Here is a 14,670-nt window from a genome sequence, read left to right as displayed (position 1 = left end):
CAGCGGCGGACTGGCTGCTGGGGCACGGACTGTTGGCACGCCATGAGCCTCCCAGCCCGCGAAGCGTTCATTGCCGCAGTGCACAAGGAATAGCTGGAGATGATCCTGTAGATGCGAGAGCGCGACGACAACGATACGCTTCAGGCGGTGGCAGCCGAGCGCTTGAACACGATGATCACCTGAGTGCCCTCGCCGGCGCTCGACTTCACGTCGAACTGCGCCTTGGCATTCTCGGTCAGCGAGCGGGCGATCAGCGCGCCGAGCTTGCCGCTCTTGGGCCAGGTCTCGCCGTCCGGCAGGCCGATGCCGTCATCGGCGATCACGATGCGGCAGCCATCACCGTCGACGATGCTGTGCAGCGTGATCGTGCCGCCGTCTCGCCCTTGGAAGGCATGCTTGAGCGCATTGGTCAAAAGTTCGTTCACCACCAGCCCGGTCGGCATGGCGACATTGATCGACACCGGATAGGTGTCGACCTTCATGTCGAGGCGGATGCCCTCGACCGCATGCGAGTTCATCACCGCCGACGCGATCTGGCTGAGATAGACACCAAGATCGACCTCATCCTTTTCATCGTCCCCCGACAGCGTCTGGTAGAGGATTGCCAGCGCATCGACGCGACCTGCCAGCCTCTCGAAACGCTTCTGATCCGGTTCGGCCGCGTTGCGCGTCTCCATCCGGATCAGTGCGGTGATCATCTGCAGATTGTTCTTCACCCGATGCTGCAATTCGCGCAGCAGCGTGTCCTTTTCGCGGATGCGCTCATCGATCGATCGCGGATCCTCCGTTTCGCCATGGGCCGAGACGTCGACCAGCGCCACCAGCCGGAAGCAGGCCTTGCCATTGTCGTCCTCGATGACGTTGGAATAGACGTCGACGATCGCCGGCTGGCCGTCTGTCCGCTCCAGCCGGAACGTGCCGATGAAATCGGTGTCCTCGACCACGGCCTCAAACAGCGGCCGGTCCTTCTGCTTGTGCAGGCCGGTGCCGGAAAGCGCCGCCCAGTGTTGCCGGGCGAGCGTCGCCGCCTTGAGGCCGGACAGTTTCTCGAATTCCGGATTGGCATAGACGACACGCTCCTTCGAACCCAGGTCCGAAACGGCAATGGCGATCGGTACCTGGTCGAGGAATTTCTTGAACTGTTCGCTTTCGAGCGCGCTGGCAAGGTCCGGCGTTTCGAGCAACTGCCCGACCGCTTCGGCCTTCTGTGTATCGGATGTCATCTGCGGCGCCTGTGCTGTGTGGTCACCATCAATAACAGCGATGCGATCACCCCGCCATCGCCAAAGCACGAGGCGGCATTTCACACGCCCTCACGAGCGGTGTGTTCGCACAATCTCGAAATCTGCGTAGCCGCCTCGGAATACTTGACCGAGCTCTGGGAACCGCTCACGAGGCCGGCTTCGACGCCAGCCTTGGCGCGGTCTTGACGTCGACGATCTCAGGCTTGGCACTGTCCACCGTGCCATCCCAGCCGCCACCGAGCGCCTTGTTGAGGGCGATGTAGTTGGTCGCCAGCAGGACGCGGCTTTGCAGCAGCGAGTCCTCGGCCGAGTAGAGCGAGCGCTGGGCGTCGAGCACATCGAGCAGGCTTGTCTCGCCGGCCTTGTAGAGCGTGCCTTCGAGCCGCGCCGCATCGCCATAGGATTTCGCCGAAGAGGCGAGCTTGGCGATCCGGATGCGCTCCTGCGACAACAGCACCAGCGCGTTCTCGACATCCTCGAGCGCCGTCAGCACCGAAGACCGGTATGCGATGAAATATTGATCGCGCTGCGCCTTGGCGACCTCGACGGCCGCCTGCAATTGACCGGCATTGAACACCGGCACGCTGAGCGTCGGCCCGAACGACCAGCCGATCGACGAATTCTTGCCGAGATCGCCAAGCTTCAGCGCCGCCGTGCTGATGTCTCCCGTCAGGCTGACCGAGGGATAGCGGGCGGCCTCTGCCTGGCCGATCTTGGCGGTGTATTGCGCATATTGGCGTTCCGCCATGCGCAAATCGGGTCGCGAAAGCAAGAGGTCGGCGGGAATTCCGGTGGGCATCGGCAGGCGTGGTGCAGGGATCGGGGCGACCCGCTTCAGCCGCTCGCTGAGCGAGGCAGGCGGCCGGCCGGCCAGCACGGCGAGACGATGCACGGCCTGGGCATAGCTTGCCTCCAGCGTCGGCACCGCGGCTTCGGTGCTCGCTGCCTGCCCCATCGCCTTGGCGACATCGGCGGCGGTCGCCGTGCCCGCCTGCGCCATGGTGCGGGTAAGTTCGGCGGTCTGCCTTTGCGACGCGGCCGAGCGCCGGGCGAGCGCGTGCGGGCCTGGTAGCCGCGCGCCTGGGTATAATAGGAAGCGACATCGCCGACCAGGGTAAGAAGCGTCGAGCGCAGTTCCTCCTGCGAGGCGTCCAGCCCGTAGCGCGCGGCCTCGACGCCTCTGCGGTTGGCGCCGAACAGGTCGAGTTCCCAGCTTGCATCGAAGCCGGCCTGGTACTCGCTGTAGGTGGCGTCAGAGCCTGATGTGGTCTCGGCTGACTTGTTGCGGGTGGCCGAGCCGGAGCCGTCGACCGACGGCAGCAACGTGCCGGCACTCTGGCGGTAGCTGGCGCGCGCCTCGCGGATTTTTGCCTTGGCGGTGGCGACATCGAGATTGCCGGCAACCGCTTCCTCGACAAGCGTGTTCAGCTCGGGATCGCGCAGCCGCTGCCACCATTTTGACAGTTGCGCCGGCTGGGCAGGCTTTGTCGGCTTGTGGCCGCTCCAGCTTGCTGGCATCGCCAATATGGGCGTCTGATAATCCGGACCGACGACGCATCCAGCGAGCAGGACAGCGGTAATCATAGGCGCAAGAAGCCGCCTCGCGGCCACCGAGCCACGTTCCAAACCTGTCATGTGAAGTTTTCCTTATTGCTGGTTGGCCGTCACCGGCGTCTCGCCCGTATCTGGTTTGGCCGCCCTGCCCTTGAAGATGCGCCGCACGGTGACGAACAACAGCGGCACCAGGAAGACGCCGATCACGGTCGCCGCGATCATGCCGCCCATCACGCCGATGCCGACCGAGTTCTGCGCGCCCGAGCCAGCACCGCTGGCAATCGCCAGCGGCAACACGCCGAGGATGAAGGCCAGCGACGTCATCAGGATCGGCCGCAGCCGCTGTCGTGCTGCCTCAAGTGTCGCCTCGACGAGCCCCATCCCGGCGGTCTGCCGCTCGATGGCGAACTCGACGATGAGGATGGCATTCTTGGCCGCGAGACCGATCGTGGTCAGCAGGCCGACCTTGAAATAGACGTCGTTGGACTGGCCGAACAGGCTTGCCGCCAGCAGCGCGCCGAAGATGCCGATCGGCACCGACAGCATGACCGCGAACGGGATCGACCAGCTCTCATAGAGTGCTGCCAGGCAAAGGAACACCACAAGGGCCGAGATCGCATAGAGCGACAGCGCCTGGTTGCCGGAAAGCTTCTCCTGGTGCGACAGCCCTGTCCATTCGTGGGAATAGCCGGCCGGCAGCTGCGCCACCAGCTTGTCGATCTCGTCCATGGCGGCACCCGAGCTGATGCCCGTGGCCGCCGCGCCCTGGATCTCGACAGCCGCCGATCCATTGTAGCGTTCGAGCCTGGGCGAACCGAATGTCCAATGGCTGGAAGCAAAGGCCGAGAACGGCACCATCGCCCCGCTGGCGTTGCGGACCTGCCATTTGTCCAGATCTTCCGGCTGCATGCGGAAGTTCGGGTCCGACTGCAGATAGACCGGTTTCACCCGCCCGCGATCGATGAAGTCGTTGACGTAATCGCTGCCCCAGGCGGTCGAAAGCGTGTTGTTGATGTCGGCCAGGCTGACGCCCAGCGCGCTGGCTTTTTCCTGATCGATGTCGACCGAGAATTGCGGCTGGTCTTCCTGCCCGTTGGGCCTCGTGTTGGCGAGCAGCTTGTTCTGCCCGGCCAGGTTCAGAAGCTGGTTGCGCGTCTGGATCAGCGCGTCATGGCCCGCACCGTTGACGTCCTGCAGGTAGAAATCGAAGCCGTTGGTGTTGCCGAAGCCCTGGATGGCGGGAGGCGCAAGCGCGAAGACCTGCGCATCCCTGATCTTCGAAAACGCGCCCATCGCCCGGCCGGCGATTGCCTGCGCGGCAGAAGCCGGCGATTTCCGCAGGTCGAAGTCCTTCAGCCGCACGAAAGCAATGCCGACATTCTGCCCTGCGCCGCCGAAGCCGAAGCCGGAAGCGGTGAACACCCCGTCGACGACGTCCTTCTCCTGATTGAGATAATGGTCGGTCACCTCTGCCAGCACCCGCTCCGTGCGATCCTGCGTCGCGCCGACCGGCAGCGACACGCTGGTGATCAGGATGCCTTGGTCTTCTTCCGGCAGGAACGAACTTGGCAGCCGGGCAAACATCCAGCCCACGGCAACGACGATGGCCAGGAAGACGGCGAGGAAGCGCCAGGACCGGTTGATAATGCCGTGCGAGCCGTCGCGATAGGCAAGCGTGCCGCGATCGAAGACCCGGTTGAACCAGCCGAACGGGCCCGTTTGCGTCGCATGGTCCTTGGGCGGTCGCAGGATCGTGGCGCAAAGTGCGGGCGTCAGCACAAGGGCGACCAGCACGGACAACACCATCGCCGAGACGATGGTCACCGAGAATTGCCGGTAGATGATGCCGGTCGAGCCGCCGAAGAAAGCCATCGGCACGAACACGGCCGAAAGCACGGTGGCGATGCCGATCAGCGCTCCGGTGATTTCGTGCATCGACTTGCGCGTCGCCTCCTTCGGCGGCAGGCCTTCCTCCTGCATCACGCGCTCGACATTCTCGACGACGACGATGGCGTCGTCGACCAAAAGGCCGATGGCGAGCACCATGGCGAACATCGTCAGCGTGTTGACGGAATAGCCGAACAGCGACAGCACGCCGAACGTGCCGAGCAGCACCACTGGCACGGCGATCGTCGGGATGATGGTGGCGCGCAGATTCTGGAGGAAGATGAACATCACCAGGAACACCAGCACGATCGCCTCGGCCAGCGTTTTGACCACCTCCTCGATCGACAGCCGCACGAAAGGCGAAGTGTCGTAGGGATAGACGACCTCGACGCCTTGCGGGAAGGTCGAGCTCAGCCGGGCGATCGTCGAGCGCACCGCTTCGGCGGTGTTGATGGCGTTGGCGCCGGTCGCCAAATTGACGGCCACGCCGGCCGCGGGCTTGCCGTTGTAGTTGGCCTGCGTCGTGTAGCTTTCGGCGCCGAGTTCGACGGTGGCGACATCGTTGAGGCGAACCAGCGAGCCATCGGTTTGGCTCTTCAGGATGATGTTGCGGAACTGTTCGGCGGTCTGCAGCCGGCTCGTGGCCGTCACCGTGGCATTGAGCTGCTGGCCCTTGCGCGCCGGCAGGCCGCCGAGCTGGCCGGCAGAAACCTGCGTGTTCTGCGCCTCGATGGCGGTCGCCACGTCGCTCGGCATCAGGGCATACTTGGCGAGCTGGTCCGGATCGAGCCAGATGCGCATGGCATAGCCGGAGCCGAACAGCTGCGTCGAGCCGACGCCTTCGACGCGCTTCAGCGTGTCGTTGACGGTGGCGTCGACATAGTCGGCGAGATCGGTCGAGTTCATCTTGCCGTCGGTCGAGACGAAGCCGATGACCATAAGGAAGCCGGTCGAGGATTTGGAGACGGTGATGCCATTGCTCTGCACCACCTGCGGCAGCTGCGACTGCACCAGCTGAAGCTTGTTTTGCGTCTGCACCTGGGCGGTGTCGGGATCGGCTGCGGTGGTGAAGGTCAGCGTGATCGAGGCCGAACCGGTCGAGGTCGACGTCGCCGTCATGTAGTCCAGATTGTCGATGCCGGTCATGCCTTGCTCGATGACCTTGGTCACCGAGTTCTCGACCGTCTGCGCGTCGGCGCCCGGATAGGTGGCGCTGATGTTGACTGTCGTCGGCGCGATCTGCGGATATTGCGAGATCGGCAGTGAGGTGAGCGCCAGAAGCCCGCCCAGCATGATCACGATGGCGATCACCCAGGCGAAGATCGGCCGGTTGATGAAGAATACGGACATCGCCTCAGTTCCCGGCCGCGGCGGCAGGCGCCGGTTTGGCAGCGTTGGACGCGGCCGGTGCGGCGGACGTGCCCTGCCCGCGATCCTTGACCTCGCCGGTCGTCTCGTCGATCGTCACCTCAACGCCCGTCGCATCGCCGCCGGGGCGCACCAGCTGCATGCCCTCGACAATGACACGATCGCCGTCGCCGACACCCGAATCCACCAGCCAGTTGTTGCCGACGCTGTTGCGCACCGCGAGCACCCGCGTCTCGACCTTGCCCTGCGCATTGATGACCATGGCCGTGGCCTCACCCTTGGTGTTGCGGCTGACGGCGCGCTGCGGCACCAGGAAACTGTTCTGGGCAACGCCCTCCTCGACCAGCGCCCGCACATACATGCCGGGCAGCAGCAAGCGATCGGGATTGGGGAATTCGGCCCTGAGCGCGAAGGTGCCGGTGGTCTGGTCGACATTGGCGCCGGCGAATTCCAGCTTGCCGGTCTGCGTGTAGATGGTGCCGTTCTCGAGCTTCAGCTTGACGCTGACATTGGGGCCGCTGAACTTCAGCCGCCCTTCCGAGATCGCCTGGCGCAGATTGAGCAGGTTGGTGCTCGATTGCGTGACGTCGACATTGATCGGATCGAGGGCACGGATGGTGGTCAGCACAGTGTCCTGGTTGGCGGTCACCAACGCGCCGGGCGTCAGCGTGGACTTGTCGATGCGGCCGGCGATCGGCGCCGTGATCGAGGTGCGGTCGAGACTGATGCGCGCCGTCTCGGCGCTGGCCTTGGCCGAGGCGACATCGGCTTGAGCCTGCGCCAGCGTGGCGGCGGCATCGTCATAATCCTGTTTGGAAACAACGTTCTGTTTCAAAAGCCCTGCATAACGGTCGAACTTGGCCTGCGCAGTCGGCACCGCCGCTTGCGCCTTCTGCTGGGCGGCGACCGCGCTGTCATAGGCTGCCTTGTAGCTTGCCGGATCGATCAGGTAGAGCGGCTGTCCCGCAGCAACTTCGCTGCCCTCTTTGAACAGGCGCTGCTGGATGATGCCGTTCACTTGCGGGCGCACCTCGGCAACCAGCGAAGCCGCCGTGCGCCCCGACAGTTCGGCGGTGATCGCCACCGATTGCGGATGCAAGGTGACGACGCCGACTTCCGGTTTGCCGGGCGCGCCCATGCCGGTGGGGGCGCTGCCCTCCTGCGAGCAGGACGCCAGCAGAAAGGTAGCGGCGAACATCGCGGCCCAGGGCGCCAGATGGCGTGCCGAAAAACGAGGCTGGCTAGGATTGGAAATCATGGCCTGGATCTTTCCCTGGAGTTGCGTACGCGCTGGCAATGGACCGCTTGGTCGAGGGGCATGCCGATCCATATGATGATAGGCCGCACCCGTCGGCGGGCGGCGACGAGCAATGCTTGGAAGCGGCTCATGTCGCGCTCCTTCTCGTCGGCCGGAGCTGCTCGAAGGTCGAGTAGCTGGCCGCGATGCCCACCAACATTATTATGCCGATCAGCGAGGACATGCCAAGCGCCTTGCCGGAGTTCACGCGATCTTGCGGTCATGATGTCCATGGTTGTCGAGCGGCTGCGAGAGCGGAAGCGACAGCCGCCAGGCGGCGAAGCGCAGGCGGATCGCGCCCTTCAGCGTGTCGACCGGGAGGGCCAGCGGCATATCGCGCCCGGCAGGACCGAACGAGAGCCTCGGGCTGGCGGACGCGAGCAGCCGCAGCATGATCATGGCTTCCCACATTGTCGTGCTTCCATTGCATGGTTCGAATTGGGCATGGTTCGAATTGGCGTCATTCGAACTGGATGATTGAAACGAGGGATGGCAGGGATACGCCCGCCATCCCCCGGAGAACCGGCCGGCCCGAGAACGGGTTGGGTACCGGGCCGGCCGGTGCAGTCGGTCAGAGTTGTCAGTCGTTCCCGGGCTGGGGCGAGAGCTGCCTGCCATCGTTGGGCAGGCCTCTGGGGCCGGCTGCATCGTTCGGCGGCCCGCCCCAGGGACCGGGGGGTGATCCATGGGGGCGTTCCGCCGAAGCGAGGACTTCGAGTTGTTCGGGCGTCAGCTTGGCACGCAGTTCCGCGATCGCGTCCTTCAGTTTACCGGCCGAAACCGCGCGGGCGGTGACATCGTCGGCCAGCTTTTCCTGGAACGCGAAAGGATCAGGCTTGCCGCCGGGACCCGCCGCGTCGGGACCCTTCGCTTCAGCACTACCGGGCCGCCCGTGGTCAGGCTGAGGCGGCGAAAGCACCGCCTGCAGCGCGCTGGTGTAGTCGCGCCAGGCGTCGAGTTGTTCGGTGCGGATGCCAACGCGGGTCTCCAGCGCGGCGAGCCGGGCGGCCAGCATGAATTCCGGCGGCGGACCCATGCGGCGGGGGCCAAAGCCCTGCGGGCCAAAACCCTGTGAGCCAGGCCGCATTGGTCCATGCGGGCCGGGTCCAGCCATCGGGCCGTGATCCAGGCCGTCCTGAATGGCCATGACAGGTGGCGGCTCGCCGGGTCCGGCGCCGGGATCGGGCTGCGCTGCCAGCGCGGGGTGAATTGCGGCGACGGAAAACAGGCCGAGCGCAAGAAGTCTGCTTCGCATAAAGATGTTCCTTTCTCTCATGCTTCGGACAGTTCAGAGGATAGGAAGCGTCTTTGTCCGCTTCGCGTCGGCGTGTTGCCGAAGGTTTCCGCAAAAGGGCAATTTGTTTCCGAATGTTTCCCTCGGGCCCCCGGAAACGTTCGGTTGCAATTTTCCATGCCGCTCGGGCGCGGCTCCTCCTATAATCGTGGCCAAGGCAAGGGCACGATTGATGCAGTCACAACCCCATATCCTCGTCGTTGACGACGACCGCGAGATCAGGACGCTTCTCCAGCGCTATCTCGACAGCCAGGGCTTTCGCGTCACGGCGGCGGCGGACCGGCGCGAATGCGAGCAACGGCTTGGTGCGGGCCAATTCGACCTGATCGTGCTCGACGTGATGCTGCCGGACGGCTCGGGGCTCGATATCTGCCGCGGCTTGCGCGACCGCAAGCCGCACACCCCGATCATCCTGCTGACTGCGCTGAAGGAAGATGTCGACCGCATCATCGGCCTGGAACTCGGCGCCGACGACTATCTCGGCAAGCCGTTCAACCCGCGTGAGCTCATTGCCCGCATCCGTGCCGTGCTCCGGCGCTCGGCGCCCGAGGAGGCGCCCGCCTCCCCGTGCGCGCGTACCTACCGCTTCGCCGGCTACAGGCTGGAGCCGGACACCCGCAAGGTGACGGATGCACAAGGCGTGGCCGTCGACCTTACGGGCGCCGAGTTCGACCTCTTGCAGGTGTTTCTCGACCGCCCCGGCCGGCTTTTGTCGCGTGACCAGCTTCTCGACCTGACGCAAGGCCGCGAGCGCGACCCGCTCGAGCGTTCGGTCGATGTGCTGGTGAGCCGGCTACGCCGCAAATTTTCCGACACCGGCGACGGGCCGCTGTTCAAGACCGTGCGCAATGGCGGCTACCAGCTCACCGCGCGCGTCGAGACCGTGGAGAGCCACGCGTGAATTCGCTGCGCCGCCGTCTCATCCTGCTGCTGGTCGCCTCGATCGTCGGCGTCGTCGGCCTGGCGACGGCCGCCGTCATCAGCGTGCGCGGCGGCGGACCGCCGCCGGAACTGACCGTGCCCTGGATTGCCCAACAGATGGAACTGGTGGTGCGGCTTTTGCCGGGGCCGGTCCCCGACGTCCTGCGGGTGCAATTCGCCGACCATCCGGCGGGCGGCAAGGTGGCTCGTGCGGAAACGGCGATGCTCAACCACATCCTGCACCGCCGTGGCCTCGACTTCCCGGCGGTCGTCAACGAGAAGGCGGACGAACCCGGCCAGATCGCATCGATGCACCTGCCTGACAGCCGCTGGGCGATCATGGAGGTGCCGCACCTCAAGCCGCCGCGTCGCGAATGGCTGGTTCTGGCCGGCTGGATCTCGCTGATCGTCGCCGGCGCCACGGCGGTGTCGGTCTATTTCACCTCGGTGCTGATCCGCCCGCTCGAGATGCTGGAGGCCGCCGTCTCCAAGATCGGATCGGACGGCGTGCTGGCGGCGGTGCCGGAAGTGGGCTCGGCCGAGGTCAAGGCCACCGCGCATGCGCTGAACCAACTCTCGTCGCGGCTGCGGACCGCCATGGAAAGCCGCATGCGGCTGGTCGCCGCCGCCGGCCATGATCTGCGAACGCCGATGACGCGCATGCGGCTGCGCGCCGAATTCCTCGACGACGAACGCGACAAATGGCTTCACGACCTCGACGAACTCGACCGCATCGCCGACAGCGCCATCCGTCTGGTGCGCGAAGAGGTGAACCAGGACGCCGTCGAACCGGTCGACCTGGCAAAGACGGTGCGCGATATCGAAGCCGAGATGGCATCGCTCGGCCATGCCGTGTCGATCGGGCACCTGGACAAGGTTTGCGTGCGGGCCGGCGCGCTTGGCCTGCGCCGCGCCTTGCGCAACCTGATCGTCAACGCCGCCACCCATGGCAAGGCGTGCCGCATCGACCTGGCCGCAGCCGACAATCGCGCCGTTCTGACCATATCTGACCACGGCCCGGGCATACCCACGGAACTCCTGAACAAGGCGTTCGAGCCCTTCTTCCGCGTCAACCCCGGCCGCCTGCAATCCGTCCCCGGAGCCGGTCTTGGCCTCGCCATCGCCAAGGAGATCGTCGAGCGCTACGGGGGCACGATAACGCTGGAAAACCGCCGGGGCGGCGGGCTGGAACAGACGGTGGTGTTCGACGCGGTGTAACGGTTAGCGGTCAGCCGAGTAATCGGCGTTGACGAAAAAACAGAGACGATGCTGCACCGCGCAAAGCCAATGTTCCAAATCATATCTCCACGGAGCCAGGACCGAACCCATATAGCCAAAATATAGATCGCAAAATTTCTTGTGATCCAACAAAGAACTAGGCTCTCAAGCCAAGAGCTCTCCTCAATCAACCGAGGCGGGAATATCGGCACAGCTTAAACCCCAGGGTTTAATTCTGAGGAAACTCGCCAGGAATGGCGAGAACGGGTCGGTTTTGTCAGTTTTTAGCACTTGCTCACATAAGTATTTCAGCCGGGTAGATATTTTGTGTTGCGCTGCACAATGCCGTAGCCGAACGATGTCCTGGGGGGACTCGTTTGCGACTGGACATACGCCGTGGAGGATTCCGCCAGGTTGACCAGCTTGAGTTGTCCGTCCGTCGATTTCGAGCCCGGCCCGGCCGTGCTCGCAATGCGCAGATTTGCGGGTGCCTTGGCGGGTCTCGTCCGCCTTAGCCTGCCGCTCGAAACGGCCGGCTGGCGGCCTCATCGCGGATATCACGCCGGCGGAAGCCGCTGATGGGAAGCGCCCGTGACATCCAACTTGATGCGTTGAGAGCTATCGCCGTAACGATGGTGTTGTATTCCCATTTCTTCGCGGAGGGACCTTCGTTCTGGGGCCATATTGGTGTGCGGCTGTTCTTCGTGCTGAGCGGCTTCCTGATCACGCGCCTGCTCCTGGAGGCGCGCTCGGCCACCGAATTCGAAACCGGCCCTGCACTGCGCTCCTTCTACATCAGGCGGATGTTGCGGATATTCCCGCCCTATTTTGCCGTCCTGGGTTTCGTCTGGCTGGTCGACCTGGATCAGTCCAGGGGGTCGCTGGTCTGGCATGCGCTTTATCTGTCGAACTTCTGGTATGCGCAGCACAATAACTGGAACCCTTGGGTGCTGGGCCATTTCTGGAGCCTGAGCATCGAGGAGCAGTTCTATCTTGCCTGGCCGCTGGTCGTCCTGCTGGCCCCACGCCGCCGCTTCGAGGCCATCTGCATCGCTGTCATCGCGCTGTCGCTGGCCTATCGCTTCTATTGGCCGATCACCGCCACGCCGGCGCTGGCGCGCGACCTGCTGCCGCCGGCATCCATGGATGCGCTGGCGTCGGGCGCGCTGCTTGCCTGCTGGCATTTTAGGGGCGCCGGCCTGCCGCACTGGATGCGGCTGGGCTGGCCTGCCTTCGCGGCCGCATTCCTTGCCATCGAGTGGTTAGTCCCGGAGCCCGCCGATCCGACACTGGAATGGGCCCGCTGGCTGCTGCGGGAAGTCCTGCCCCTGGTGCCGCTGATGGTCATCGTCGCCACCTGTTCGCGCGGCCTTGGCGGCATCCTGGGCAAGCTTGCCGAACTGCCGCCGCTGCTTGGCCTCGGCCGCATCAGCTACGGCGTCTATCTCTATCATCCGATATTGCTGTCGCTCGCCGTCAAGGCGCAGCCCTGGATTCCGCTCAACGTCTCGGAGCAAGGGCCAGGGCGATTCCTGGTTGCGGGCACGGCCACGATTGTCGCGGCCTGGATTTCCTGGGTGGTTTTCGAGAGGCCGCTCAACAGCCTGAAGCGCCACTTCCGCTATGTCGCGCGCACCCGCTCTGCACAGGGCAGCCATGGCGGCTGGCTCGCGACGGCGGCCGTCGGACCGCCCGATGGCCGCACACCGGCGCTCGAACTCCAGCGCACGGATGCAAGACGATGACCGCAGCGCCGCTCGTCTCCGTCCTGTTGCCGGTCTACAATGCCGGCCCCTATCTCGCCGCCGCGCTGGGAAGCATCCTGCGGCAGGATCACAGTCGCCTGGAGATCATCGCGATCGATGACGGCTCGACCGACAATTCGCTCGAGATACTCGAGCGATGCCAAAAGGCCGATAGCCGCATTTCGATCGTCTCGCGCGAAAACCGCGGCCTCGTCGCGACGCTCAACGAAGGGCTGGCGCTCGCCCGGGGCGAACTGGTCGCACGGATGGATGCCGACGACGTCGCCTATCCCTGGCGTCTGTCGCGCCAGGTGGCGCTGTTCGAGCGGCGGCCCGAACTGGGCTTCTGCGGCGCCGGCGTCGACATGTTGATCCGCGGCCGCATCGCCATCGGCAGGCCCGATCCGGTGTTCAAATTCGGCCGCATCCCTGTATTGGCGATGTTCTTCACGATCTTCATGCACCCGACGGTCGTCTACAACAGGAAGGTCATCGACGACAGCGTTCTCCACTACGACCCGATCTACAGGCACGCCGAGGATTTCGATCTTTTCAGGCGGCTGGCCGGCCGTTACCCGGCAGCCATGATGCCCGAAAACCTGGTCGTCTACCGCGTCCATGAGGCAAGCGTGACCAGCCGGCACGTCAAGGAGATGCGCAGGACGCATTTGCGCATCGTGGCCGAGAACCTTGAGCGCGAGGGCCTGGCGCAGGCCACGCGGGACCTGCGCGACATCGGCGATGCGGTCAGCCACGACACGGTCGCCCGTGCGGCCAGCTTCATCGTCGCGCTGGAGGAGGAAATCCGCTCGCTGCCGGCGGCGACGCGGCCGAGCTTCGAGGCTGGCGCGCTGAACCTGTTCTATTTCCTCTACCAGCTCGTCGCCGACGAAAAGCAGCCGGCGCTGACGCATGAATTGCTGACGCGGACCGCGAAATGGAACGCCATCCGGCGCCGCGAGCAATATGCGCTGCGGCCCGGCGCCTGGGCGCCCTGGCTCAGCCTCGCCTCGCTGTCGGCCGCCAGACAAGCCGATGCCATGGCGTACTTCTTCAAATCCGCGCCCGCCGCGGCGGTTCTGGCGTCTCATCGGTTGAGTTAAAGGCATGATCGTCAAAGCCCACCAAGCTCTGCAGCGCGATCGTTCGACGGCGCTTGACCCTGCCCCGACCGGTCGCGGCCGTGACCGATCGGCGCCGGAAGTCAGCTTCATCATCTGCACCCGCAACCGCGTCGCCGTGCTCGATGCCTGCATCAAGTCGGTGCAAGCCGCTTGCCGCGCACATGCCGGCTTCGCCGCCGAACTCGTGGTCGTCGACAACGGTTCGAGCGACCGCACGGCCGAACGCCTGGCCAGCATCGCCACTGCGTCGGACATTCCGTTCACGCCCGTCTGCGAGCCGCGCCCCGGACTGGCGGCCGCCCGCAACGCCGGGCTGCGGCGCGCGCGCGGCCGTGTGCTGGTCTTCGTCGACGATGACTGCGCGCTCCATCGCGACTATTTGCGCGATCTGGAGCGACACTATGCGTCCGGGGAACAATGGCTCATCCGGGGCGGCCGTGTCGAGCTTGGCGATGCCAGGGATTTGCCGTTCACCATCAAGCGGTCGTGGGCGCGCGAGCGGCTGACGCCGGATGTTCATCCCGGCGGTTTCGTGCTGGGCTGCAACATGACGATGCACCGCGACGTCGCGGCCCGCATCGGCTATTTCGACGAACGCTTCGGCGCCGGCGGACCATTGCGGTCGGCAGAGGATACCGATTATCTCGTGCGCGCGATGCTGCTCGGCATCGCGGTCGAGTATGTGCCTGATATGACGATATTCCATCATCATGGCCGGCGGGATCGCAAAGCCATCGAAAAGCTGCACCGCGACTACAGCCTGGGCAATGGCGGGCTCTGCCTGAAGCATGTTCGCCACGCGCCCTGGCTGCTTCGCCATTTCTACTGGGCCGCAAGAGGGGCTTTCCGGGAATTGGCGGGAGGACCCGCCTTCGATCGTGAACTCAACCTGCCGCACTGGCCGATCGTCGCCATGAATTTGCTCGGCGCGGCCAGGTTCGCGGTTCTCCTGCTGGCCAGACGGCCGCGGGCCGAGCCGGTGCGGCAAGATCAGCAAGCCAATGCCCAGGCGAGGTGA

10 protein-coding genes and 1 pseudogene are annotated in these 14,670 nt (G+C 64.9%); 5 read left to right on the top strand and 6 right to left on the bottom strand.

Translation table 11 applies throughout. From position 1 onward, the window contains the following. Positions 1–140: 140 nt before the first annotated feature. The 6 genes and pseudogenes from EJ079_RS19250 to EJ079_RS19225 all read right to left on the bottom strand — a co-directional run bounded on the left by EJ079_RS19250 (position 141) and on the right by EJ079_RS19225 (position 8,605). Complete coding sequence (locus tag EJ079_RS19250; protein WP_127398128.1) at positions 141–1,223, bottom strand: histidine kinase dimerization/phosphoacceptor domain -containing protein; 1,083 nt, start codon at positions 1,221–1,223, stop codon at positions 141–143. A 166-nt stretch (positions 1,224–1,389) separates the two neighbouring features. Further along, positions 1,390–2,879: pseudogene (locus EJ079_RS19245) on the bottom strand (efflux transporter outer membrane subunit). Positions 2,880–2,891: 12 nt separating this feature from the next. Continuing rightward, positions 2,892–6,035 (bottom strand): efflux RND transporter permease subunit, encoded by a 3,144-nt coding sequence (locus tag EJ079_RS19240; RefSeq protein ID WP_127809809.1) that lies wholly within the window; start codon positions 6,033–6,035, stop codon positions 2,892–2,894. A gap of 4 nt (positions 6,036–6,039) precedes the next feature. Then, a complete protein-coding gene (locus EJ079_RS19235; RefSeq protein ID WP_164873969.1) occupies positions 6,040–7,251 on the bottom strand; it encodes an efflux RND transporter periplasmic adaptor subunit in 1,212 nt (403 codons plus the stop codon). 303 nt (positions 7,252–7,554) lie between these two features. Next, complete coding sequence (locus EJ079_RS19230) at positions 7,555–7,761, bottom strand: hypothetical protein (protein ID WP_127270464.1); 207 nt, start codon at positions 7,759–7,761, stop codon at positions 7,555–7,557. A gap of 169 nt (positions 7,762–7,930) precedes the next feature. Then, on the bottom strand, positions 7,931–8,605 hold the full coding sequence (locus EJ079_RS19225) for a hypothetical protein (protein ID WP_127327739.1): 675 nt from the start codon (positions 8,603–8,605) through the stop codon (positions 7,931–7,933). Between the two features lie 211 nt (positions 8,606–8,816). Here EJ079_RS19225 and EJ079_RS19220 point away from each other — a divergent pair, with 211 nt between their 5' ends. From EJ079_RS19220 to EJ079_RS19200, 5 genes are all read left to right on the top strand, one after another. Further along, on the top strand, positions 8,817–9,545 hold the full coding sequence (locus tag EJ079_RS19220; protein ID WP_127809807.1) for a response regulator: 729 nt from the start codon (positions 8,817–8,819) through the stop codon (positions 9,543–9,545). Next, the gene (locus EJ079_RS19215) at positions 9,542–10,783 is read left to right on the top strand and encodes an ATP-binding protein (RefSeq protein WP_127809806.1); all 1,242 of its coding nucleotides are present in this window, start codon (positions 9,542–9,544) and stop codon (positions 10,781–10,783) included. Before EJ079_RS19220 ends, EJ079_RS19215 begins: the two co-directional genes overlap by 4 nt. A gap of 578 nt (positions 10,784–11,361) precedes the next feature. Continuing rightward, a complete protein-coding gene (locus EJ079_RS19210) occupies positions 11,362–12,528 on the top strand; it encodes an acyltransferase (protein WP_127809805.1) in 1,167 nt (388 codons plus the stop codon). Next, positions 12,525–13,631 carry a glycosyltransferase family A protein gene (locus tag EJ079_RS19205; RefSeq protein WP_127809804.1) on the top strand — a complete coding sequence of 369 codons (1,107 nt, stop codon included), beginning with the start codon at positions 12,525–12,527 and terminating at the stop codon, positions 13,629–13,631. The genes EJ079_RS19210 and EJ079_RS19205 overlap by 4 nt, the downstream gene beginning before the upstream one ends. Positions 13,632–13,635: 4 nt before the next feature. Further along, positions 13,636–14,670 carry a glycosyltransferase gene (locus EJ079_RS19200; RefSeq protein WP_127809803.1) on the top strand — a complete coding sequence of 345 codons (1,035 nt, stop codon included), beginning with the start codon at positions 13,636–13,638 and terminating at the stop codon, positions 14,668–14,670.

Source organism: Mesorhizobium sp. M7A.F.Ce.TU.012.03.2.1 (genome assembly GCF_004006095.1).
Lineage (GTDB): Bacteria > Pseudomonadota > Alphaproteobacteria > Rhizobiales > Rhizobiaceae > Mesorhizobium.
The sequence above is the reverse complement of the archived record's forward strand: the minus strand, read 5'-3'. Positions and strand labels throughout refer to the sequence as shown.